This is a genomic window from Bordetella genomosp. 8, from assembly GCF_002119685.1.
Lineage (GTDB): Bacteria > Pseudomonadota > Gammaproteobacteria > Burkholderiales > Burkholderiaceae_B > Bordetella_C.
Map to the genome: position 1 here is coordinate 4892581 of NZ_CP021108.1, position 24382 is coordinate 4916962.

Below are 24382 nucleotides of genomic sequence, written 5' to 3' on the forward strand. Positions count from 1 at the left end.
CAAGGAGACGACGTGAGCCAATCCACCCTATCCGAACCGCGCATCGCGCCCAATCTCGAATCCGTTCCGATGTCCAAGACGGCGGACGTGAGCCAGCGCAACGCCTTGCCCACGACGTATCGGCGGCCTTCACACGTGCTGATCGTGTCGGATGACGCATCACAGTTGCACGCGACTACCGACTTCCTGCGCAATCAGCTCTTTCGCGTGACGCTGGCCTCCGGATGGCAAGGCTATTATCACGCACAGGCCTGGCGTCCCGACATCATCCTTGTGGACGGGTCGATGCATGACATGGACCCGTTCATGATGGGCCGACTGCTTATGCAGACACCGGACACGCAGTCCATACCGCTCATCTTCCTGCTGGAACAGCAACGCCAGGCCGCCAGCAGGGAGGCCTTCTCGCTGGGTGCCATCGATTGCATCACCAAGCCGATCTATCCCGAGGAGTTGCTGGCGCGCATTTCGGTTCATCTGCGTCGGACGCCGGTCCGCGATGAGAATTCCGCGCCGCGCATGCGCGCGCCAGTCGCGGAAGAATTGCTGTTGCGCAACGCCCTGAATGCAATCGCGACCGACGTCGGCAGCATCCATACCGTCAGGCAGCTCGCCCGACAGATCGGCACCAATGAGCGCAAGCTGACGGCGCTGTTCAAGACCAAGATGGGCAAATCGGCGCATAAGGTGATCTTCGGGCAGAAAATGGAAACGGCCCGACGCTTGCTCGCGCAGACCGGTATGCCGGTACGCGAGGTCGCCAATCACGTGGGCTTTCGTAGCGTATGCAATTTTTCGGTCGCGTTTCATCGGGACCATGGCATTACGCCGTCCGGCTACCGCCGTCAGACGCGTGCGACGGAGGGCGGCACCGAATCGATTTAACGAAGCTTCCACCGGTAAGGAGCGAAACTTATGGATGCCGATACGGGCGCTATCCCAAGCTCGTATCCCGACAGCGCACAGCAACGGTGCGTTCCCATAGTTTGTTCCATGTCGCCGACATGGGCGCGCTTTACCAAAGCGTCTATCTAAATGATTCGAGTCATACTTGCCGACGACCACCCTGTAGTACTGCTCGGCATGAAGAATGCCCTGGAAGCCTCCGGCGACATCCGGGTTGTTGCGGTGGCGGATTCGCCGGAAAGCCTGTTTGCGTGTTTATCCCGGCATCCCTGCGATGTCCTGGTGACCGATTTTTCCATGCCCGGTTCGCAACAGCCCGACGGGCTCGCCATGCTGCTTCAACTGAAGCAGAAGTTCCCCGACGTTCGTATCGTCGTACTGACGAAGATGGCATCACCAGCCCTGATGTCTCCGATCCTGCAGGCCGGCGCATTCGCCCTGGTGGAGAAAAGCGCGGCGGTGAAGGAAATCGCGACGGCGGTCCAGCGTGCCGCGAGCCGGCGTACCTACGTCACGGAGAATGTTCAACGCGAATTTGCCGCATTAGGCGTCCCGCGAACGCAGGTTGCCGAACCCGTGCAACTGTCGCCTCGTGAAATGGAGGTGGTCCGGCTGTTCGCACAGGGCTATAGCAATAACCAGATTGCCGAGATCCTGGGCGTCAGCGCGAAGACGACCAGCCGCCAGAAGATGGATGCCATGCGCAAGCTGGCGGCACGCAACGATGCCGAACTTTATGCGCATGCCCGGGATATGGGACTGGTGTAGCGCCGCTACTCAAGCGCGCAGGCTGTTTCCTGGGGGTGCGGGCTTGGCGGCCATACTGGGCATGACAGGGGCGGCGTGCCCGACGGTGGCCAGCTTTTCACGCCAGCTCAGCGAGACATCGACCATGCTTTCCACCGTGCGACGCAGCTGGATGACGGTAGCGTCGGCCAGCTCGAGCCGGCGCGTGAGCAGGATTTCGCCCGTACGATCGTCCAGCGACAAGGCGGCACCTTCGGTTTCGTGTCCAAAGGCGTTGGCGGAAAGCATATCGCGGTAGAGCGTCAAGCGCTGGTCTGCTTCGACGGGTTCCTGTCCCAATACCGCATAGGCGTGCAGCATGTCTTGCGGATCATCATGTTCCAGCGTGACGGTGACGTCGTTATCGAATATCAGGTCTATGGTCCCGGATTCACCCAAGGTGAGCGGAACACCGCTTTCCTCTCCGAACAGCGCGATCAATTTATGCGCGTCCATGTGAGTCTCCGTCGGGCGATACCGTATTCATGAGCAACCTCGGCATATGATGGGACCGGTCAGTGGCATTGCCCGAGGTATGGTTCCTGAGGGGTTCTTGTGGAATCCTGTGCCCAGGGTGGACAGCCTCAATCGGTTTCCATGAATGGGATGGTGTATTCGCCGGCCAGGCGCGGGACCGCGACCTCCGTCGAGTCTTCGCGTTCGCAGACGGCGCGCGCCGCCAGCAGATCGCGTATCAGCAATGGCGCTTCTTCCTCGATGTCAGCAGGACACTGGCGCACCATCTGCTCCGCATAGAGCGGCACGCCGCGCGCTTTCTCAACGATGCGGCGACGTATCTTGCTGGACAGCCGCTTGTCCTTTCCGCGGAAGGTCACCAGTTGCACCATCGCGTCGCGACGCAGCGGCGGCATGGTGATGGTTTCGTCGATCGGCACGTTCAGGTTCATGCCACGGCCACACAGCAGGATCATGACGGGATCGCGGCGACGCTGATGCAATAGCGATGTCAGCAAGCCGCGGGTGGCGGCGTCCGCCCATTGCGCATCGTCCACGAGTACCAGCAAGGCCTGGTTGGGTGCGTCGCCATCGAGCAGCAGATTGGACAACGGCGCGACCAGGGCGTCGACTTCGGGCGTCGACGGCGCCGGGCCGCTGGCCCCGCTGCGCTGGCCGACGAAATAGTCCACCAGCATCGCGCTGGTCGCCTTGTCCAGGCCGACGCGATAGCCCAGCGATTCGATGGCCCGCGCATAGCCGAGCTCGGCGTCGTCCGCGGCCCGGTTGCCCACGCTGTCTTGAACCGCGAGCCGGGACAGGAAGTATTCGTGAAAGGGATGCAACGCCAGTTGCCGGTTTTCCTGGTCGCAGCGGAGGAAAGAGACCGCGCCGCCACCGCGCCGCACGTATTCGGCGAAGACCTGGGCCAGCAGGGATTTGCCTATGCCTTGCTCGCCCCGCAGATACATCACATGCGGCCGCTCGTTCTTGCGCAGGCTGTTCCAGCGCCGGACCAGGATGTCGAACTCGGTGGTGCGGCCGAACATGCGATGGACGGTGATGGCCTGGGACTGGCCTTCCAGTATGCCCACGCGCAGGCCATAGCGCTCGTCCGGCCGCACGACGAAGCGATCGCTGAGGCGTGCCTGGGCGGCGTCCGTCAGCAGCGTTTCCCCCGACTCGGCAAGGTAAGCGAGGCGCAGCGCCCTTTGCCCGACCAGCATCATCGGCAGCGTTCCGTTATCGGGCGGAACGCGCGCGAGCTCCGCGTGGATGCCCATGCCCAACGACACATGCGGCGATATCGCGCAACGGCGGATGTAGCAGGCCAGGCGCGCGGCGGATTCGGTCGGGCGTTCGTTCAGCGTGGGATAGCCGAAGAGAATGGCGAGATTGCCATCGGCGCCCAGGCACACGCGGCGCCCGGCGGCCTGCGCCAGCCGGACCAGCCGTTGACGGGCCGCCTGCACCCGGTCGATGGTTTCTTCGCCCGGGACACCGTCGCCCTCATGGCCGATGGCCACCGCGAGGACCGCCAATGGCCGGGCGTCATCGTTGGCGGAGGACGGCGCTTGCACGGCGCGTTCGTTGGAGGCCGAGACATCGAGCAGCGACCGGGTTTCCAACGATGGCGTCGTGCCATAGTATTCGCCCATGACGGCGACGCAATGCTCGTATGCCTTCATCGCCGATTCCCTGCGGCCGGTATCGCGCAACATGCGGATCAGGTCGCGATGGGCATGTTCGTCGCCCGGGTGTACCTGCACCCACTGCCGCGCGCTGGCCAAGGCATCCTGGATTTTGTCTTCCGCGCACAATTGCGCGATGTAGGCCTGCCGGCATTGCGAGACTTCCTGCGACAGGCGCGACTGCCAGCTCATGCGCCAGGCGGACAATGCCGCGTTGACCGGCGTGACCATGTGTTCGAGCAGATCGCCGCGATCATGGCCGAGCCTTTCTTCCAGGGTAAGCCGCGCGTAAGGGCCGATTCCGCAGAGCGCCAGCACGTCCACGGTGACCAGATTCTGATCCAGCGCCAGCATGCTGGAAGTGGACAGGATGGCTTTTTCCATGGGCCCGAGCACGTGACGCAGCACGCAGAGCGCATGGCGCAGGTTCGCACGCGCCCCCGATGCGCAGTTCGGCCACAGGAGCTCCGCCAGGGCGGCGCGCGATTGCTTCTTATCCAGTGATAGCGCGAGCATGGCGAGCAGCAGCTTGGGTTTGCCGTAGGCGATCAGCGGGGTTTTATCCACGCCGTCGACGATCAGCTGGAATTCGCCAAGCAGGCAGATCCGAACGGGCCGATTCAGTATTTGAGACATAGGAATCCAAGTCGGCCGAATGCATCGAACGACCGTAGGCGTAAAGTTGGCGGCGCCATCCGGGCGCCGAGGCAGAGGGGTCAGGGTTGATACCTGCGGTAACGTCCGGACGTGTGCACGTGCGGATTGACGTCTGTTGGCAAGCAACGTGGGCGCCAACAGGGTCACCGAGGTAACGGGCGGCCGCCTTGCGGAGACCTGGAATGTGGCATCACGCATGGAAACAACGTGGATCGCCAATCAGTCGCCCCGACACCTTAATGCGTCGAAGTCTAGGCAACACCTAGCGCAGGAAAAATAGGAAATTTCTGAGCCGTAGCTTTAGGGAAAGTTACGGTTCTACAGGCACAGCGCCTCTACAGGTGCCGCCCGTGCGAACGCGGCCCTCGTATTTGAGGCGCGTATCGCGTAGGAATGAGCTGAAGTGACGCACCGGAAACCGCGCGATCTTGGCGGACGAACTGGTGTTCAACGAGCGGGATATTCGACGCTGGCCGGCCAGCGCTGCCTCTGCCTGTTCGGCCCGAGCGTGGATTGCTGATCACGCGACCACGGACAGCACCACGGGCGGCAACGGGCGTTGAAGAAATAACAACACCGCCCGGAAAATAAAAACGCCGCTCGTGAGAGCGGCGTAGATACCTGGACTGCAGGATAATTCTGGTGGTGGGTCGTGCGCGACTCGAACGCGCGACCAACGGATTAAAAGTCCGCTGCTCTACCGACTGAGCTAACGACCCGACCGAAGCCCGCGATTATGGCCTATGAGGCCTGGCTTGTCAAAAAGCAAGCCCCCTGGGCGGGGACGTGCCCCGAGGCCGCGCTTGGTGACCACCAAGCGGTGATCACCCGACAATTACCCCGACAATCACCCCGACAATCACCCCGGCGATCGCCCCGGCGATCGCCAGGCAATAACCACCAAAGCAGCGATCACCACGCTGCGATGACCGCGCCGTGGTACTTCGTCTGGATGAAATCCTTGACCGCCTGCGAGTGGTACGCGGCCACCAGCTTGGCAAGGTCCGGACGGTCCTTGTCCTTTTCGCGCACGGCCAGCACGTTCGCGTAGGGCGAATCGGGCGCTTCCTGCGCGATGGCGTCTTTCTTGGGATCCAGGCCGGCCTGCATGGCGAAGTTGGTATTGATCGCCGATGCATCGGTGTCATCCAGCGAGCGCGGCAGCTGGGCGGCGTCCAGTTCGATGAACCGCAGCTTGCGGGGATTTTCCGCGATGTCCAGCGGCGTGGCCTTCAGGCCGGTGCCGGCCTTCAGCTTGATCAGGCCCTGGGTCTGCAGCAGCAGCAAGGCACGGCCGCCGTTGGTCGGGTCGTTGGGAATGCCGATGCGGGCGCCTTCCTTCAGCGCGTCCAGGCTCTTCACCTTCTTGCTGTAGATGCCGATGGGGAAGATCACGGTCTTGGCGATGCTGACCAGCTTGTAGCCGCGGTCCGCATTGGCGTTGTCCAGATACGGCTGGTGCTGGTAGCTGTTCACGTCCAGGTCACCCGCCGCGAGCGCGACGTTGGGTTGCACGTAGTCGGAGAACTCGACGATCTGCAGCTTCAGGCCTTGCTTGGCGGCCTGTTCCTTCACGACTTCCATGATCTCCGCATGCGGGCCGCCCGTGACGCCGACCTTCAGCGGCTTGTCCTGCGCGTAAGCGGACGCCGTGGCGCCCAGGCCGGCGGCCAGTGCCAGCACGGCGATTTTCTTGATGAAGTTCAGCTTCATGATTATTTGGATTCCCAGGATTGCGATTTGACCGCGGCGCGGGCGCCCCATGGCGACGCGACGCGCGGCCGGCTAACGATGCGACATGCGGCGGACCGCCCAGTCGCCAAGACTCTGCATCACCTGCACCAGCACGATCAGGACGACGACCACCGCCGTCATGACTTCGGTCTGGAAGCGCTGGTAGCCATAACGTATGGCCAGGTCGCCCAGGCCGCCGCCGCCGATGACGCCGGCCATCGCGGAATAGCCGATCAGGCTGACGATGGTGACCATGACGCCCGCCACCAGGCCGGGCAAGGCTTCGGGCAGCAGCACTTTCATGATGATCTGCGCCGGCGACGCGCCCATCGCCCGGGCTGCCGTGATCAAGCCGGGGTCGACCTCGCGCAAGGCGTTTTCGGCGATGCGCGCCATGAACGGAATGGCGGCGACCGATAGCGGCACGATGGCTGCCGTCGTGCCGATCGACGTCTGCGCGACCAGGCGGGTAAAGGGGATGATGAAGACCATCAGGATGATGAAAGGCAGCGACCGCGTCGCATTGACGATGGCCGCCAGCACGCGGTTCACGGCCAGCCGCTGCAGCATGGCGCCGCGGCTGGTGACCACCAGCACCACGCCCAGGGGTATGCCGAGCAGCACCGCGATGCCGCCGGACACGCCGACCATCAATAGCGTTTCAAGCAGCGAAGTGGTCAGTGCGTCTATCAGTTGTTGCGGGCTCATGTGCAAGCTCTTGTACGGCGACGGCGCGCGTCGCCAGGTCATTCGAGGCCTGGTCCAGGGACTGCGGCGCACCTTGGACCAGGACGAAGGCCGTTCCCACGGCAACGCCCTGCACGTCCTCGATACGGGCCTGGATCAGGCTGACGTCCAGTGAAAAATGGCGGGAAAGATGAGAGATCACGCCGTTGGCGCCATGGCTGCCGCCCAGCGACAGCCTCAGCAGCCGGACGGCGGTGTCAGGCCGGGCGGCGACGGCGTCGCGCATGCGCGATTGCAGGGCGGACAGCGTGGCATCCGTGAGGTCGCTGGCCGTTGCCGCCGACACCATGGACTTGGTGATGTCGTGGCGCGGCGTGGCGAAGATTTCGGCGGCGGTGCCCATTTCCACGATCTGCCCTTCGGACAGCACGGCCACGCGGTCGCAGACTTCGCGCACCACTTCCATCTGGTGCGTGATCATCACCACGGTGACGCCGGTCTGGCGGTTGATATCGCGCAGCAGCGTGAGGATGGTGTGGGTGGTTTCGGGATCCAGGGCGGACGTGGCCTCGTCGCTGAGCAACACATCCGGCTCGTTGGCCAGGGCGCGCGCGATACCGACGCGCTGCTTCTGCCCGCCACTGATCTGGGCCGGGTAGCGATGAGCCAGATGCTGCAGGCCGACCAGCTTCAACAGCCGGTCGACACGGGCGGGAATATCGCCTCGCGGCACGCCGGCGATCTCCAGCGGCAAGGCGACGTTGCCGTAGACGGTGCGGCGGGCCAGCAGGTTGAAGCCCTGGAAGACCATGCCGATGCGGCGGCGCTGCTGCCGCAACTGGTCTTCGGGCAGGCCCGTCAGGCACTGGTCGCCGATGGCGATGGTGCCTTCGTCCGGACGTTCCAGCAGGTTGATGCACTGGACCAGGGTGCTCTTGCCGGCCCCGCTGGGGCCGATGATCCCGAAGACTTCACCCTGCGCGATATCCAGGTTGATGCCGCGCAGGGCTTCGAACCGGCCATGCGGCGTGGCATAGGTCTTGTTGAGGTTTTTGATGTGAATCATGGCGCGACGACATTGTGAACGAGCGCGATACGTAGCAGAACGACAGTTTCGTGCCGGCCTTATAACTTTTGGTTATAAATCGCGCACGCATGCCGCCCTGCCCCGGTGGGGAGAGCGTGATCGGACGTACGGTATCAGCGGGCCCGGGAAATCCGGACTTCCGCGCCGCGACGCTTGACCTCCAGCCCTTCGGAAGGAAGGATGCGCAGGCCTTCCAGGCCCTTGATATAGCTGGAACCCTGCATTTGCATGACCCGGATCTTGTTGCGCATGACCACGGGGTTGTGCATGGGCATGCCGAACATCCAGACCTCATCGAGGATACGGGCGGAATTGAATTCGCCCGTGTGATGCGCGGCCGGGCCCAGGCACAGCATGTGGCCTTCGCGACCGAATACCGGGTATTGGCCAGGATCGCACGTCACGGTCCAGACCGAGCCGCCTTCGTAACGATGGCCGGTGTTCAGATCCCACCAGGCTTCGCCCTTGGGCAGGTAGACACGGACCTCGTTGCCGGGCTTGACGATGGGCGCGACCAGCAGCGCGGGGCCGAGCAGATACTGCAGATCCCAGGCGTGCGCATCCTCGTCGCCGGGGAAGGCCATGGCCATGGAGCGCTGGACCGGCAGGCCGGTACGCACGGCGTCTTCCACCGCGCCCAGCACGTATGGGATCAGCCGATAGCGCCATTGCAGCCAGGTGCGCGCATGGGCGAGGGTTTCTTCGCCGAAGGCCCAGGGCAGCAGCTTGTCGACGCCTTCGAAGATCAGATTGGAAGAGAACACGCCGAAGGTCAGCCAGCGCAGGTAGAGCTCCGGCGTCATCGCGTCCGTCGAGGCCGCGGCATTGCCGATGGCGTGGACTTGCACGGGCAGGCCGCTGGCGCCGATCGACAAGGCGGTGCGCAGCGTATGCTCCAGGCCCTGCCAGTCGTTGCTGACGCGCGGGCCGTTCTGCCACGGCAGGCGTTGCGCCGCGGGGAAGAGATCGGTGCTCGGCACCACGCCTTCCGGCGGCACCTTGTGGCCGGCGACGGCGTCGAACAGGGCACGCCGGGCCAATAGCGGATAGATGGTGCGGAGCGCCGGGCCGGATTCGCCGCCACGCGCGGTGATGCCGTCGGGTATGGCCAGCTGGATGTCACAGGCCGGCGCGTCCAGACCGTCTTCGATCAACTGGCGCTGCCGTTCCGCCCACAATGCGTAGACGTCGCGGTTGGTCAGGTCCAGCAGCCCGAAGGGCTGTCCCGACGATGCGGCGGTGCCATCGAATACCTGGGCGTTGCCGTCGTCGCGCGCCAACAGCCAGCCACGATCTTCCAGTTCCTCGAACAGCGCCGTATGGCGCAGGATTCCCGGGAATCCGGGCGCGCACACGTGCACGTGATGCTTGTGGAACAGGGCGAACAACTGGCGCGCGTCGGGAAAGCGCGCGGCGTCCCATTCGAGCTGCGGCTTGTCGGCCTGGAATGCCCAGGCGGCCGGCGGCGCCAGCTGCACGGCATCCAGCGGCAGCTCCTGCGCGCGCATGCGTTCGATCAGCGCGGTGGTCTGCGTGGCCATTTCGCCTTCGGCCTGGCGCAGCCAGACCCCCATGGCCCACAGCACGGGCTGGCCGGCGCGGCCGGTCAAGGCCGTGTATTGATTCAGGATTTCAGTGGGCTCGCCGACGAAGAGGAACAGGTCCAGCACCGCGCCGTCCATCGTGACGACGTAGGCGCTGTCGGCAGGCTCCGCGCCCAGCGCATGCTGTACGCGCCGCACGGTGTTGACGTAGACGCCCCAGCCCTTGGGGCTCCACGCGAGCGGCAGCGCGCGATGCTCGGGATCGTCGGATACGACGTGTTCGTCGCGGCGATCGAGATCGCCCGGGGTTTCGCCCAGGCCATAGATACGGTCGGCCCCATCCAGCGCGAAGCTGACGGTCCACACGGCTTCGTCCGCTTCGTCCAGCGCGTTGTGGCCGAAGCCGGGCGCATGCTCGGAGTCATCCGACACGAAGACCTGGGCGTCGCCCTTGAACAGCGCGACGCGCACCGGATCGGTCATGACTTCCAGCGCGGTGTCGCCCTGGGCAATGCGCCAGCCGCCGCCATCGCGCGGCGCGATCGTGGCTTCTCCCACGGCCTCCTGCCGGGCGAGCAGCATTTCGGCAATGGCCTTTTCACGCGTGCTGGGCTTGTCATCCGCCAACGCATGCGGATGTCCACAGCGGATCCGGAAAACGCCCGGCGCGTGCGGCTCGACCACAAAACGCAAACCGTCGCCCGTATCGAAATCAATGCGGCTGGGGCGAGCGGTCAACAGCTCGACGCTTTCGAGCTGGTTTGTATGCGCAAAATCGAACTTGGGCGGCACCTAGCATCCCCCGCTTAGCCAAATAGCACCAAAAGGCGCTATTTTGACGGATTTGTCGTCTGAAATAAACTCGGCATTGGATTTGCGCCTTGCGGGGCTGGCGCCGGACAGGCTGTACTGGCCGTGCCTGGGGCCGAAGCGGCCGCTTACCTCGCCGGCCGGCGGCACGGGCGCCCACCGCCGCCGGCCGAGCGGAGGGCCCAACGCGCGGCAACGTCTGGCAATTTCCGGCTTCCACCCCATTTCGGCTGAGGCGGGTATCGATCAGTCAGGCTTGGCGACGCCAACCCTGGCTACCCCGGATCCGCGGCCCGGCGCGATGGCCGCCATCAGGTCGGATTCCAGGACGGCGGGCTCGCCGCACAGCTGCGCTGCGATGGCGTCCCCCGCCAGGGCGGCCCAGCTCAATCCGCGCGATGCATACCCCGTGGCCAGGTGCAAGCCCGGCGCATGCGCCGCCGGCCCGATCGCCGGCAACCTGCCGGGCAGCACGGCCCGCCATCCCGCCCAGCCCGGCAAGGACCCGGCGGACGCCTCGAAAGCCCGCATCGCGCCTGGCGCGAGCAGGCCCGCCGCCTTGGCGATATTGGTTTCCTGCCCCGCCGCCGTCACGAGGCTTGCCGACGCGCCGTGGGCGTAGGTACTGCCGGCGACGCATGCGCCATCCACGGCGGGCAGCAGATAGCCTTCGCCGCCCACAATGCAGCGCGGGCCACCCGCCAGTCCGCCGGCCGGCAGCAAGGTCACTTCTCCCGCCAGGGCGTGCATACGGGCGACCAGCGGGAAGCTATGGAGCAGCTCGCTCGCCGCCAGGATGTCGCGCGCGCCGATGGCATTGGCCAACACCACGTGGGAAGCCTGCCCGACCTCCCGGCCGGCGTCGTCGTACAGGCGCCAGAGGTCCGCACGATGTTCGATGCGGCGGACCGCGGCCGGTACGAAGGCGGCCGCCGATACGGCGATCAGGGCCTGGATCAAGGCGGGCGGGCGCACCAGCATGCCGGCCGAGAAGTAAAGGCCGCCGCGCGACAGCGGCAAGCCGGCCAATGCGCCAGCCTCGGCCGCGTCGACGCCGCGCACCCATGAATCCGGAAACGCGAGTGCCCGCAGGACCGACGCGGCGTCCGCGGCACGGCCGGCGTCGCGCGACAGCTGCAGGGTTCCGCACTGCCAGGGACGCACTTCGACGGGCAGGCCGCGCCAGCGGGCCTGCACGCGCTGGCTGCCGGCTCGCGACAGGCGCGCGCGAACATTGTCATCGCGCGCGACGAGCGGGGTCAGCGCGGCCGCCGCATGCCCTTGATGCACCGAAACCGGACGCGCATCGAACAGCGTGACGGGAACCCCGCGCAAGCCCAGCGCATGGGCCAGCGCGGCGCCGGCAATCCCCGCACCGACGACCGCGACATGCGACGGCGGCGGCGTGGCAACCGGCCGCGCGCCCGGGTGGACCGCCACCGTCATATGGACCTTGCCCGCGAAGCCCCGCCGTTTGGACACGGCGAAGCCGGCCTCCTGCAGACCGCGGCGCACGGTGCCGGCGCTGCACCAGGTCGCGGCGGTGGCGCCCGCCGCCGCGTGCGCCGCCAGGGCCCGCATCAGGGCTGGCGTCCACATGCCGGGATTGCGGTCCGGCGCGAAACCGTCCAGGAAAAATGCGTCGGCGACGAAATCCAGCGCCGGCACCAGGGCCGCGGCATCGCCGCAGCCGAGTGTCAGCGTCACCGCCCCACCATCGAATTCCAGTCGATGCACGCCCGGCAGCAACGGCGGCCATTGCGCCAGCAGTTCGCTCGCCAGCTCCGCCAGTGGAGCGGCGCCGGCGTAGCGGCGCAGCACGGCCGCCAGATCGTCCGGGCGCAATGGATGGGCCTCGAACGACACCATATGCAGGCGTGCCGGCCGCCGCGGATCGTCACGCCAGGCGCGCCATAGCGCCAGGAAGTTCAGGCCCAGGCCGAAACCGGTTTCGCAGACGGTGAATGCAGCGCGCTCGCGCCAGCGGTCGGGCAAGCCATTGCCCTGCAGGAACACGTATTCCGCCTGCGCCCAGGCGCCGTCGACGGGGTGATAGACATCGTCGTACTCGCGGCTGTACGCGACTCCGCCCTCGTCGATGACGGGATCGGCGGGAATCAAGGGCCGATAAGCAACACTGGAGGACTCGAACATGGGGGGTTACATCGTGTGGATACTATGTGCGGCGTAGAATCGGTCTATCGGGCAGCCATCTTGACCGCCCGCCGCATCGCGCCGCGCGCGACGCGGAACAACCCTGATTATCGCCAGACAAGCATGCAACCCTCCGCGCAAGCCGCTTCCCATCAAGTGCCCATGGATCTGTGCGCAGCCCTGGATGCCGCCGTCAACGCCGCGCACGCCGGAGCCGCGATACTGCAATCGTACGCGCATCACCGTGCCGACCTGGTCATCGACCGCAAGGCGCGCAACGACCTGGTGTCCCAGGCCGATCGGGAAGCCGAAGCCGCCGTCATCGAAGTCCTGCGCGAACGCACGCCGCAGTACGGCATCGTCGCCGAGGAGACCGGCGGCAAGGTCGAGGGCGAGGCCACCTGGTATATCGATCCGCTGGACGGCACCACGAATTTCCTGCACGGCATACCGCACTACGCGGTGTCCATCGCGTTGATCGCGCGCGCGGGAGCCAAGGTGGACGGCGGTGCGCCGCTGGCCGCGGATACCCCTGTGGTGGGCGTCGTCTACGACCCCTGCCGCGAAGAACTGTTCAACGCCATCCACGGCGTCGGCGCATGGCTGAACGGCCATCGCATCGCCTGCTCGCGCACGCCGTCGCTGGACGACGCGGTATTGGCGACGGGTTTCCCGTTCCGGGACTTCTCGTTCGCACAGCAATACATGCCCACGCTGCACGATGCCATCAACCAGACCCGCGGCGTGCGCCGCCTGGGCGCCGCCGCGCTGGATCTGGCGTGGACGGCGGCGGGCCGCTACGACGGCTATTGGGAAATGGGCCTGGCGCCCTGGGACGTCGCCGCGGGCACGGTCATCGTGCGCGAAGCCGGCGGCGTGGCGGAAGATATGCATGGCGTCGACAGCTGGCCCATCGGCGGCTACGTGGTGTCCGGCAACAAGGACATCGCCGCCGCCTTGAAAGCCATGATCGCGCCGCACCTGGTCAGGAAAACAGCGGGCTGAGCCGGTCCGCCCGCGCCAGGCCGCGCCGCGATCCGGGGTGCATCCCCCCGGCACATCCGAACGAAAAATGGACGCGCGCCTCGCTGCCTAGCGGACGGCGGCCTCCCGCGGGGAGCTTGCGCACGAAGCGGCCTGCCCGGCCGCGGGTTCGCGGGCACCGGATTCCCGCGCCGCTGCTTCTCGCAGTTCACGCCGCAGGATCTTGCCGACATTGCTTTTGGGCAGTTCGGTGCGGAACTCGATCTCGCGCGGACACTTGTAGCCCGTCAGCTTCTCGCGGCACCACGCGTTGATTTCGGCTTGCGACAGGGCCGCATCGCGCGGCACGATGAAGACCTTGACCACTTCACCCGACCGTTCGTCTTCCACGCCGATCGCCGCGGCTTCGAGCACGCCGGGATGGGACACGATGACTTCCTCGACTTCATTGGGATAAACCTTGAAGCCGGACACGGTGATCATGTCCTTTTTGCGATCGACGATACGGATATAGCCGCGCTGGTCCATCGTACCGATGTCGCCGGTACGGAAATAGCCGTCCGCCGTCATGACCTCGCGGGTTTCCTGCGGGCGCTGCCAGTAGCCCCGCATGACCTGCGGGCCCTTGATGCAGACCTCGCCGCGCTGGCCTTCCGGCACGGCCTCGCCGCGATCGTCCAGGATGGCGACGTCGGTGGACGGCACGGGCAGGCCGATGGTGCCGGAAAACGCCAGCGTATTGGTGGGATTGACCGTGGCGACCGGTGCGGTTTCCGACAGGCCGTAGCCTTCGATGATGGGGCGCCCGGTGATCGCGCGCCAACGTTCCGCCACGGTGCCCTGCACCGCCATGCCGCCGCCGAACGTCAGGCGCAGCGCGGAGAAGTCCAGCGCGGCAAAGGCGGGATTGTTGGCCAGCGCGTTGAACAGGGTATTGACGCCGGGGAAGATATTCACTGGCAGATCGCGCCAGGCCTTGATCAGCGCGGGCTGGTCACGCGGATTCAGTATGAGCAGGTTGCGCATGCCGGCATGCATGCCATACAGGCCGCAGACGGTCATCGCGAATACGTGATACAGCGGCAAGGCGCTGATGATGGTGAGCTGCCCCGGCACGTCGTGCAGCGCCGGCCAGGCCACGGCTTCGGTCTGCAGCACATTGATCGCCAGGTTGCGATGCGTAAGCATGGCCCCCTTGGGCGTACCCGTGGTGCCGCCGGTGTATTGCAGGACGGCCAGGTCGTCCATGGACAGCACCGGCGGCTCGAAACCGTGCCGCCGGCCGATCGCCAGCGCCCGCGACAAAGGCAGAGCGCCTTCTATCCGCCACTGCGGCACGGCCTTCTTGACGTGCCGCGCCACCAGATTCACCACCGTTTCCTTGACCCCGCCCAGCAGGTCGCCCACCGCGGTGACGACGACATGCCTCAGTTCGCCGCGGTCGGCGACGTCCTGCAGGGTGTGCGCGAAGTTTTCCAGCACGACGATGACCTGCGCGCCGCTGTCCAGCAGTTGCCGCTGCAGTTCGGCAGGCTTGTAGAGCGGATTGACATTGACCAGCACATGGCCCGCGCGCAGCGTACCCAGCATGCAGGCCAGGTAGGCGGGCACATTGGGCATCATCAGGGCGACGCGCGTCCCCTGTTGCAGCCCCAGCGACTGCAGCCATCCGGCGAAACACCTTGCGTGGCGGTCCAATGTCTCGTAACGGATGTCCGTGCCCATCGCCGTGCATGCCACGCGGCTGGCGTAGCGTTCGCAGGCCCGATCCAGCAGATCGACCAGCGAAACATAGGCATCGACCGACACGTCTGCGGGCACGCCGGCGGGATATTCGGCCAGCCATGGACGCTGCATGGTGTTGTCTCCAATTTAATAAAGGCCGTGTTTGATGATACGCTCAATCGTCCAGCCGCCGCCACGCGGTTGCCGGCCGTTCCGACGGCCCCAGGCGACCCCTTGCGGTCTCCTGCCCCAGTCCAATTTTGCCGCGCCCGCGCAGGCGCGCAACCCTATCGGTGCCTCATGAAACTGCTCGAACCCATCATTGCCTGGCAAGCGGAACTCGCCGCCATCCGGCGCGACCTGCATGCCCATCCGGAATTGTGTTTCGAGGAATTCCGGACCGCCGACGTGGTGGCCGGCAAGCTCGAGGAATGGGGTATCCCCGTGCACCGCGGCCTGGGCGGCACCGGCGTGGTGGGCACCATCCGCGGCAATGGCCCGGGCACCCGGGCCATCGGCCTGCGCGCCGACATGGATGCCCTGCCGATGCAGGAAATCAACACGTTCGAACACGCCAGCCGCCACCCGGGCAAGATGCACGCATGCGGCCATGACGGCCATACGGCCATGCTGCTGGGCGCCGCCCGCTACCTGGCCCAGCACCGCGATTTCGACGGCACCGTCTACGTGATCTTCCAGCCCGCCGAAGAACACGGGGGCGGGGCCAAGCGCATGATCGACGATGGGCTGTTCCGTGAATTTCCCATGGAAGCGGTGTTCGGCATGCACAACTGGCCGGGCATGGCGCAGGGCGCCTTCGGGCTGACCGATGGGCCCATCATGGCGTCCAGCAACGATTTCCGCATCACCATCACCGGCAAGGGATCGCACGCCGGCATGCCGCACCTGGGCATCGACCCCGTCATGACGGCGGTGCAGCTGGCGCAATCGCTGCAGACCATCATCACGCGCAACCGCAACCCGCTGGATGCCGCGGTGTTGAGCATCACGCAGATCCATGCCGGCAGTGCCGACAACGTCGTTCCCACGCAGGCCGTCATGCGCGGCACAGTGCGCACCTTCACGGTCGAATCGCTGGACCTGATCGAGGAACGCATGCGCGATATCGCCGTGCATACCTGCGCGGCGCTCGCCTGCGAGGTGGATTTCGATTTCCAGCGCCACTATCCGCCCACCATCAATCACCGCGAGGAAGCCGCGGTGTGCGCGGAGGTGATGCGCGAATTGGTGGGCGCGGACAACGTGAACGACCACGTCCAGCCTTCGATGGGCGCGGAAGACTTCGCTTTCATGCTGCAGGAAATCCCCGGCTGCTACGTCTGGATCGGCAATGGCTGGGGCGACCACCGCGTGGCGGGCCATGGCATGGGCCCCTGCATGCTGCATAACGGCAGCTACGATTTCAACGATGAATTGCTGGGGCTGGGCGCCACGTATTGGGTCCGGCTCGCGCTGGCGCGCCTGTCAGGCGCGGCACATCTCCAGGAATAGCGCGGCCGCGCGCGCCGGGGCGGATGCGTGCGGCAGCAGGATGCTCAAGGTGCGGGTCAGGCCGCCCGCGCCGACGCGCAACGCCACCAGCGCGCCGTCTTCATGGCGCATCGACATGATGGATACGAAGCCGATGCCCAGGCCGGCGCGCACGGCCTGCTTGACGCCTTCCACACCAGCCAGTTCCAGCGCCACATCCGGCGCCAGCCCTTCGGCCTGGAAGGCGCGCTCGACCAATCCCCTCACCCCCGAGCCCTGTTCACGCATCACCAGCGGATAGGCGGCGATGTCGGCCAGCGTGGCGCTGCCATGCGCGGCCAGGGCATGATCGGCCGGCACCACGGCGACGACTTCGTCGGCGCGCCATTCGTACACCGCGGTATCGGCCGGCAAGCCCGCCGGGATATCGCCTTCGATGAACGCCATGTCCAGTTGCGGCAATCGCTGCACGATTTCGCGGGTATTGCCGTCCGATAGCTGTAACGCCACTGCGGGATAACGGGCGCGGAAAGCCGCCACCAGGGCGGGCAGCACGTAGCTGGCGGGCGTGGTGCTGGCGCCCAGTTGCAGCGAACCGGACGCGATGCCGCGCCATGCATCGCGGACGCCGCGCGCCTGCGCATACGCATGGCGCAATTGCCGCGCATGTTCGACCAGGCCTTCGCCAGCGGAGGTCAGCGCGATACCGTGACCGCTGCGGCGGTACAGGGGCTCGCCGAACCATTCCTGCAATGCCCGCAACTGGCCGGATACCGCCGGTTGGGACAGGTGCAGGAGTTCCGCCGCACGGCTGATATTCCCCGCTTCGGCGACATACGCGAAGGTCAAGAGTTGTTCCGGCGTCATCGTCTCGCCAAGATATCGGAATTCCTGATATTAAACATCCGATATGCAAAGTTTTCAAATGAATCGTGCAAACGTAACATTACCACCAGTTATTTAGGTCTGCCGCGCGGTCATAACAGGAAGGGCTTTCCTGTCGCGGCGGGACTTGGGAATCGACGCGTATGAACACCACCACCGCCAGCCTGCCGCTGGCAACCCCCTGGCGCGACAAGCTCAACGGCGTGCTGTTCGTCGGCCTGCTGTCCGCCGCCGTCGTCCAGCTGGCCAGCCTGCCGTTTCTCCGCAACCTGGGCTTTTCGCCCCTGGTCGTCGGCATCGTCTGCGGGATGATCTACGGCAACTTCCTGCGCGGCACCATGCCGCACGACTGGAGCACCGGCGTGAACTTCGCGGCGCGGCGGCTGCTGCGCATCGCCGTCGCGTTCTATGGGCTGAACATCAGCATCCAGCAGATCGCGGCCGTCGGGTTGCCCGGCCTGGCGGTTTCCGTGGCGGTGGTAGTGGGCACGCTGGTCATCGGCACCGTCGTCGGCCAACGCCTGCTGGGCCTGGACCGGGATACCGCCATGCTGACCTCGGCGGGCAGCGCCATCTGCGGCGCCGCGGCGGTGCTGGCCTTCGAGCCGACGCTGCGCGCCCAGCCCCACAAGAGCGCGGTGGCGGTGGCGACGGTGGTGCTGTTCGGCACCTTGTCCATGTTCCTGTACCCGGTCCTCTACCATGCGGGATGGCTGAACCTCGACACCCAGCACCTGGGCATCTATATCGGCGGCACGGTGCATGAAGTGGCGCAGGTCGTCGGCGCGGCCAGCAATGTGGATCCGGCGACGACCGAAGTCGCCACCATCGTGAAAATGACGCGCGTCGCCCTGCTGGTGCCGGTGCTGCTGGTGCTGGGACTCTGGTTGCGCCGGGCTGCCGGGGCCAAGGCCCAGGGCGGTCATGGGGGCGCCACGCGCCTGCCCATTCCATGGTTCGCCGTCGGTTTCCTGGCACTGGCGATCGTCAATTCCTTGAACGTGGTGCCCGCCGACGTAGTGACGCAGGTGCGCAAGCTGGACGTTTTCGCCTTGACCATGGCCATGACCGCGCTGGGCATCGAGACCCGCTTCAGCCAGATCCGCAAGGCCGGACCGCGCGTACTGGCGCTGGGCCTGATCCTGTACGTGTGGCTGGTCTTCGGTGGCTACGGCCTGGTGAAGCTGCTCGGCTGAACGGTCAGGCGGCTGTCACGCGACGACGACGAAATTCCGTCATAATCGGCCGGTTATCCGTAAGGAGCCGGCCCTATGTCCGCCAGTCAAACATCGCCCTTCGTCACCCTGCCCAAGGATCGCGACCCGGTCCTGCGCGTCATGCCCATGCCCGCGGACGCCAATGTGCATGGCGATGTGTTCGGCGGCTGGATCATGGCCCAGGTGGACATCGCCGGATCGATTCCGGCGGCGCGCCGCGCGGCCGGCCGCGTGGCCACCATCGCCGTCAACAGTTTCGTGTTCAAGCAGCCCGTCTTCGTCGGCGACCTGTTGAGCGTATATGCCGACGTGGTCAAGACAGGCACCACGTCCATCACCGTGTCCGTGGAAGTCTACGCCCAGCGCCAGCGCCTGGACGCCGAAGTCGTGAAGGTCACGGAAGCCACCCTGGTCTACGTCGCGACGGACGACGCCCGCCGCAGCCGTCCCCTGCCCGCGCTATGACAGGCGAGCGCGTATGACCGAAGCCGACATCGTGCAAAAGCCGGCCGCCGCGCCGCGCCGCCTCGACCCGGAAGACGCCCAGCACGCACTGGGCGAAGTGCAGGAACTGCTGCGCCGGCAGGAGCTGGTCGCCAGCCTCGTGCATCGCCAGGAAGAAGGCGATACGCGGCAGAACCTGGTCGAACAACTGGTGCAGCGGCAGCACGAAGCCGAACTGAAGGCGCTGGTCGACGGGCTGCACCCGTCCGACATCGCCTTCATCCTGGAATCGCTGCCGAAGGACGAGCGCCAGGCCGTCTGGAAGCTGGTCAGCGCCGAGCATGATGCCGACGTGCTGCTGGAAGTCGAGGACTGGGTCCGCGAGTCGCTGATCGAAGCGATGGATCGCCAGGACCTGGTGGCGGCGACCGAGAACCTGGACGCCGACGAGCTGGCGGACCTGGCGCCCGACCTGCCGGCCGACGTCGTTGCCGAAGTCCAGAAGGGCCTGACCGACGAGGAACGGGCGCAGTTGCTCGAAGCCATGGGCTATCCCGAAGACAGCGTCGGGGCCATCATGGATTTCGAGATGGTCCGGGTGCGTGAGGACGTCACGCTGGAAGTCGTCTTGCGCTACCTGCGCCGGCTGCATGAACTGCCCGATCACACCGACCAGATTTTCGTCGTGGATCGCCAGGACAAGCTGCAAGGCATCCTGCCATTGTCGACATTGTTGGTCAGCGAGCCCGATATCGCCGTGCGCGACGTCATGAGCACCGATTACCTGACACTGGCCGCGCTGGATTCGGACGCCGATGCCGCCGGCGCCTTCGAACGCTACGACCTGGTGTCGGCGCCGGTGGTCGACGACCAGGGCCGGCTGATCGGCCGCGTCACCATTGCCGACGTCGTCGACGTGATGCGCGAAGACTCGCAGGAACAGGCCTTGTCGCGCGCCGGTTTGCAGGAAGAGGACATCTTCGCGCCGGTGGCCATGGCCCTGCGCAACCGCGCGCCCTGGCTGCTGTTCAACCTGTGCACCGCCGCCACCGCGTCCTTCGTCGCCTCGCGCTTCGAGGGTACCGTCAGCCACATCGTCATCCTGGCCTTCCTGATGTCCATCGTGGCCGGCATCGGCGGCAACTCCGGCAACCAGACCATGACGATGATCATCCGTGCCCTGGCCGTCGGCCGGATCACCGGCCGCAACCTGTGGCAGCTGGTCAAGCGCGAGCTGCTGGTCACGCTGCTGGTGGGGCTGTGCGGCAGCCTGGTGGCCGCGCTGTTCGCCTGGGGCATCTCCGGGTCGGTGCCCATCGCGCTGGTGATGATGGCGGCCATGATCTGCAACATGCTGGTGGGCGCCTCGGTCGGCGTCCTGGTGCCCATGCTGCGTGACCGCTTCGGCAAGGACCCCGCGATCGGGTCTTCCGTATTGCTGACCTTCGCCACGGACTCGCTGGGGTTTTTCATTTTCCTGGGCCTGGCCACCCTGTTCCTGCTCTAGGACCCTGGACGCAGCGGCGGGCCCTTGCCATTCGTCAGCGCTCAATCATCGAACTTGACGATCCGCTGTCCCTGTACGCCCAGCCCGGCCATCAGCCCCTCCTGGCCGAAGATGAAGGCATAGACATCGGCCTTCAAGGTCGTGGTCGTCAAGGACTTGGCCGCGCCGACGTCCACCACCACCACGCTGGGTCCCACGCCCAGCGACAAGCCGGCGCCGCTGGTCAGTTCGGTGATGGCTTCATCCGTCATAAGAAACAGCGCCTCCGAGTAGGCCTGCGCGCCGGCCTGCAGCCCATACGAGACGCCTCGCACCCGGTAGTACGCGACCACCTTGCCGTCCCGGTCGAACATCACCCCCTTGCCGCCCTGCGCGCCAAAGATGAATCCCGCCTTGACGATATTGGGAAACACGACGACCGCCTTGGCCTTGGGCCGCACCACGGAATTCGCTTCGGGCGTCTGGGCGAACAGCTGTTCCAGCGCCTGGCGCGCTTCACGGTCCAGGGTCGGATCGCCGCCGGTGGCGACCGTCGGCCCGCCGCAGCCGGTCAGGGCCAGGAGCAAGAAGCAGGCGAAAGCGAGACTCGGAATCCTGTTCATGATGTGCGTTCCTCGTAGAGAACCTGTCGCCACCACGCGGTTCCGCGGATCGACTCGCCGGAAACGCGCTCACGGCAAATACTGAAAGAGGCGGGCGACCCTCACCATTGGACCTTGGTCCAATTGCGGCCTCGATGCCGCTGCGCGTTCATAGTTGGCGGGGCGTTCCGTGCTGAACGACGGTGCGCACATGTCAATGTCCGCCGGGGACGCGACGCGGCCTTCCGGGGTGACGAGCAAATGGGGAAACACCATGAAGACGGAAGCCGCCGGAGACCAGCACCTGGATCACCTATTTTCGAACTCCGCCGCCCGCATGGATCGCTGGCGCGAGCTCAATGCGAAGGCGCAGGCCTGGGCCGCCGACACGCGCAGCGGCAAGAACGGGCGCGTCAGTGCGGCGGTACGCGACGCGCTGGCGGCTGTCCGACCCATGGAAAGCTACTTCGCCTATCCCGGCGCGCAGTTGCTGCACCTGCTCGATGAACGCATCGCGGACGACGACGCCAAAGGCGCCGCACGGCTTGTCCTGCGTATAAGCAGCGCTCTGCTGTCCGGCAGTTATCGATACGAGGAAAGCGCGTGGGACGAGGGCGACGAGGCGGCCGCGGATGTACCCGACCGCATTCCGCCGGGGCTGCGCGGCGATGGCGCCAGACGGCCGTACTTCGAGACACTGTTCGTCACCTCGGCCCCCGCGGCACGCCTGGCGGCGCTGGCGCAGGAGATTCGCCGTCTTCGGCGGCGCGAGGACGTCATGATCTACGAGCCCGTCATGGTCGGGAGCTTCGAGGACGCCTTTCTTGCCACCATCTTCAATGGAAAGCTGGAAGCCGTTGTGATTTACGACGGCATCCCCGTACCGTCGCAGCACGACGTGCCGCTGCTGCGCGATTTCCTGCAGGTGTACCAGCGTCTCGACACCGCCAGCACGGCGCCCCGCGAGGTGGGCGTCAAGCTGGCGCAACTGATCAAGCGCATACGCCCCGAGCTCGACATCTACCTGCTGACCGACCGCAGGGTCGAAGAGCTGGCCGGTGACCGCAATGCCGCGGACATCCGCCGGGTGTTCTACGAGGTAGAGGAGCCGATGGAGGTGCACCTGAATATCCTGGAAGGCGTAATGGATCGCCAGGCCACGCCCCATTTCGACAACCTGAAGCGCTATGCGGCCCGTCCCATCAGCACCTTCCACGCTCTGCCGATCGCCCGCGGAAAATCCATCATCAAGTCCAACTGGATCCGCGATTTTGGCGAGTTCTACGGCCTGAACCTGTTTCTGGCCGAAAGCAGCGCCACGACGGGCGGCCTGGACAGCATGCTGGAGCCCACGGGGAACATCAAGCTGGCGCAGGAAAAGTTTGCCCGCGCGGTGGGCGCCGACCACGTCTTCTTTGTCACCAACGGCACGTCGACCTCCAACAAAATGGTCTACCAGGCGGTCACGAAGCCGGGCGACATCGTCATCGTCGATCGGAACTGCCATAAATCCCACCACTACGGCATGGTGTTGTCCGGGGCGCAACCGCTCTACGTGGAGGCCTTCCCGATGACGGAATACTCCATGTACGGCGCCGTACCGCTGCGCACGATCAAGAAGGCGCTGCTGGACCTGAAGGCCGAAGGCCGGCTGGACCGCGCGGCCATGGTCACCTTGACGAATTGCACCTTCGACGGCCATATCTACAACACCCGGCGCGTCATGGAGGAATGCCTGGCCATCAAGCCGGACCTGATTTTCCTGTGGGACGAGGCATGGTTCGGCTTTGCCCGATGGTCGCCGTTCCTGCGCCCGCGCACGGCCATGGGCGCGGCGGCCGCGTTGGCGCAATGGCGGGAGGATCCCGCGTCCATGCAGGCATGGGAGTCGCAGGCCAAGGAAGTCGGCGAGGACCTGGACCCGGCCGATGAAAGCCTGCTCCACCGGCGTTTGGTCCCCAACCCCAAGACGATGCGGATAAGAGTCTATGAGACCGACTCCGTCCACAAGTCGATGTCCAGCCTGCGGCAGGGTTCCATCGTGGCGGTCCGCGACGACGACTACGACCGCCATGTCTCGGCCTTCCGCGAGGCGGTATTCATCCATGCCTCGACCTCGCCGAACGCCCAGATTATCGGCTCGCTGGACGTGGCGCGCCGGCAGATGGAGCTCGAAGGATACGAGCTCGTCATGCGAGCCATCGAAACCGCGCTGGCGATCCGCCGCGAAGTCGCGAGGCATCCGCTGATTTCCCGGTACTTCAGCATATTAGGCGCCGACAAGATGGTCCCGGAAGAATTCCGGCCGTCGGGATTCGTCGACTACCTTCAACCAGGGGCGAACTGGATGACCGCCGCGAAAGCGCTGATGGAAGACGAGTTCTGCCTCGATCCCACGCGGTTGACACTGGTTTGCGGGACGGCCGGGTTCGACGGCACCACGTTCAAGAACCTGCTGGCGAACCGCTACAACATCCAGTTGAACAAGACGTCGCGCAATAGCGTGCTGCTCCAAAGCAATATCAACAATACGCGCAGCGACGTCGCATTGCTGATCAAGGTCCTGCTGGAAATCGCCGAGGAAATCGAGGCGCGGCTCAAGGAAGAAGGAGACGCCGGCCGCGAGGCATTCGAAAGCAGGGTCAGGGGCCTGATGGAGGACGTGCCGAACCTGCCCAACTTCAGCCGCTTCCATGACGGTTACCGCGACGATCCCGGCAGCGTGACGCTGGAAGGCGACATGCGCTCGGCATTTTTCGCCGCCTACGACGAAAGCGAATGCGAGTACCTGCCGCTCAAAAGCGAAACATTGGACGAGCGGCTCAAGAATGGACCGGAATTGGTGTCCGCGAACTTCGTCATCCCCTATCCGCCCGGCTTTCCGATCATGGTGCCCGGCCAGTTGGTCGACGCCGACACCATTGGCTTCATGCGCAAGCTCGACGTCAAGGAGATTCACGGCTACAACGCCGCGCGCGGTCTCAAAGTGATCAAGCCATCGGCCATCAAGTCCCGCCATCGCGTCGGCTGATGCGT

Annotated in this window: 18 protein-coding genes and 1 tRNA gene; 8 read left to right on the plus strand and 11 right to left on the minus strand. The window is 65.6% G+C overall.

The genetic code is table 11. From position 1 onward, the window contains the following. Positions 1-12 precede the first annotated feature (12 nt). Both CAL12_RS22160 and CAL12_RS22165 read left to right on the plus strand, forming a co-directional pair. A complete protein-coding gene (locus CAL12_RS22160; RefSeq protein ID WP_198298296.1) occupies positions 13-885 on the plus strand; it encodes a response regulator transcription factor in 873 nt (290 codons plus the stop codon). A gap of 150 nt (positions 886-1035) precedes the next feature. Further along, entirely contained in the window at positions 1036-1674 is a 639-nt protein-coding gene (locus CAL12_RS22165) for a response regulator transcription factor (protein ID WP_086066595.1), read from the plus strand. A gap of 9 nt (positions 1675-1683) precedes the next feature. On the opposite strand, the gene CAL12_RS22170 is transcribed toward CAL12_RS22165, so the two are convergent. The 8 genes from CAL12_RS22170 to mnmD form a co-directional block, all read right to left on the minus strand. Beyond that, entirely contained in the window at positions 1684-2148 is a 465-nt protein-coding gene (locus CAL12_RS22170; protein WP_086066596.1) for a type III secretion system chaperone, read from the minus strand. A 128-nt stretch (positions 2149-2276) separates the two neighbouring features. After that, positions 2277-4475, minus strand: coding sequence for an AAA family ATPase (locus CAL12_RS22175; RefSeq protein ID WP_198298298.1), 2199 nt, complete (start codon positions 4473-4475; stop codon positions 2277-2279). Between the two features lie 664 nt (positions 4476-5139). Continuing rightward, positions 5140-5215: transfer RNA gene (locus CAL12_RS22180), tRNA-Lys, on the minus strand. Between the two features lie 193 nt (positions 5216-5408). After that, positions 5409-6209: a MetQ/NlpA family ABC transporter substrate-binding protein gene (locus CAL12_RS22185; RefSeq protein WP_086066598.1), complete on the minus strand. Its 801-nt coding sequence runs from the start codon at positions 6207-6209 to the stop codon at positions 5409-5411. 72 nt (positions 6210-6281) lie between these two features. Then, on the minus strand, positions 6282-6938 hold the full coding sequence (locus CAL12_RS22190) for a methionine ABC transporter permease (protein ID WP_086066599.1): 657 nt from the start codon (positions 6936-6938) through the stop codon (positions 6282-6284). Beyond that, positions 6892-7983, minus strand: a complete 1092-nt coding sequence (locus CAL12_RS22195; protein ID WP_086066600.1) for a methionine ABC transporter ATP-binding protein — start codon at positions 7981-7983, stop codon at positions 6892-6894. Before CAL12_RS22195 ends, CAL12_RS22190 begins: the two co-directional genes overlap by 47 nt. Before the next feature lie 134 nt (positions 7984-8117). After that, positions 8118-10340: a glycoside hydrolase family 31 protein gene (locus CAL12_RS22200; RefSeq protein WP_086066601.1), complete on the minus strand. Its 2223-nt coding sequence runs from the start codon at positions 10338-10340 to the stop codon at positions 8118-8120. A 264-nt stretch (positions 10341-10604) separates the two neighbouring features. Beyond that, positions 10605-12512 carry a tRNA (5-methylaminomethyl-2-thiouridine)(34)-methyltransferase MnmD gene (gene mnmD / locus CAL12_RS22205; protein WP_198298299.1) on the minus strand — a complete coding sequence of 636 codons (1908 nt, stop codon included), beginning with the start codon at positions 12510-12512 and terminating at the stop codon, positions 10605-10607. A gap of 123 nt (positions 12513-12635) precedes the next feature. On the opposite strand from mnmD, the gene CAL12_RS22210 reads away from it, so the two are divergent. Beyond that, positions 12636-13517: an inositol monophosphatase family protein gene (locus CAL12_RS22210; RefSeq protein ID WP_086068049.1), complete on the plus strand. Its 882-nt coding sequence runs from the start codon at positions 12636-12638 to the stop codon at positions 13515-13517. An 87-nt stretch (positions 13518-13604) separates the two neighbouring features. Here the strand turns inward: CAL12_RS22210 and CAL12_RS22215 are convergent, their stop codons facing one another. Continuing rightward, a complete protein-coding gene (locus tag CAL12_RS22215) occupies positions 13605-15353 on the minus strand; it encodes an AMP-binding protein (RefSeq protein WP_086066602.1) in 1749 nt (582 codons plus the stop codon). A gap of 168 nt (positions 15354-15521) precedes the next feature. On the opposite strand from CAL12_RS22215, the gene CAL12_RS22220 reads away from it, so the two are divergent. Continuing rightward, entirely contained in the window at positions 15522-16733 is a 1212-nt protein-coding gene (locus CAL12_RS22220) for a M20 aminoacylase family protein (RefSeq protein WP_086066603.1), read from the plus strand. Here the strand turns inward: CAL12_RS22220 and CAL12_RS22225 are convergent. Then, positions 16707-17579, minus strand: coding sequence for a LysR family transcriptional regulator (locus CAL12_RS22225; RefSeq protein WP_086066604.1), 873 nt, complete (start codon positions 17577-17579; stop codon positions 16707-16709). The genes CAL12_RS22220 and CAL12_RS22225 overlap by 27 nt on opposite strands. A 161-nt stretch (positions 17580-17740) precedes the next feature. Between CAL12_RS22225 and CAL12_RS22230 the strand changes: the two genes are divergently transcribed. From CAL12_RS22230 to mgtE, 3 genes are all read left to right on the plus strand, one after another. Next, positions 17741-18793, plus strand: coding sequence for a YeiH family protein (locus tag CAL12_RS22230; protein ID WP_086066605.1), 1053 nt, complete (start codon positions 17741-17743; stop codon positions 18791-18793). Between the two features lie 75 nt (positions 18794-18868). Continuing rightward, complete coding sequence (locus CAL12_RS22235) at positions 18869-19279, plus strand: acyl-CoA thioesterase (protein ID WP_086066606.1); 411 nt, start codon at positions 18869-18871, stop codon at positions 19277-19279. A gap of 13 nt (positions 19280-19292) precedes the next feature. Further along, a complete protein-coding gene (gene mgtE / locus CAL12_RS22240; protein WP_086066607.1) occupies positions 19293-20765 on the plus strand; it encodes a magnesium transporter in 1473 nt (490 codons plus the stop codon). A gap of 41 nt (positions 20766-20806) precedes the next feature. On the opposite strand, the gene CAL12_RS22245 is transcribed toward mgtE, so the two are convergent. Continuing rightward, the gene (locus tag CAL12_RS22245; RefSeq protein WP_086066608.1) at positions 20807-21367 is read right to left on the minus strand and encodes a YSC84-related protein; all 561 of its coding nucleotides are present in this window, start codon (positions 21365-21367) and stop codon (positions 20807-20809) included. 253 nt (positions 21368-21620) lie between these two features. Here CAL12_RS22245 and CAL12_RS22250 point away from each other — a divergent pair, with 253 nt between their 5' ends. Continuing rightward, positions 21621-24377 carry a decarboxylase gene (locus CAL12_RS22250; RefSeq protein ID WP_086066609.1) on the plus strand — a complete coding sequence of 919 codons (2757 nt, stop codon included), beginning with the start codon at positions 21621-21623 and terminating at the stop codon, positions 24375-24377. The last annotated feature ends 5 nt before the right edge of the window (positions 24378-24382 follow it).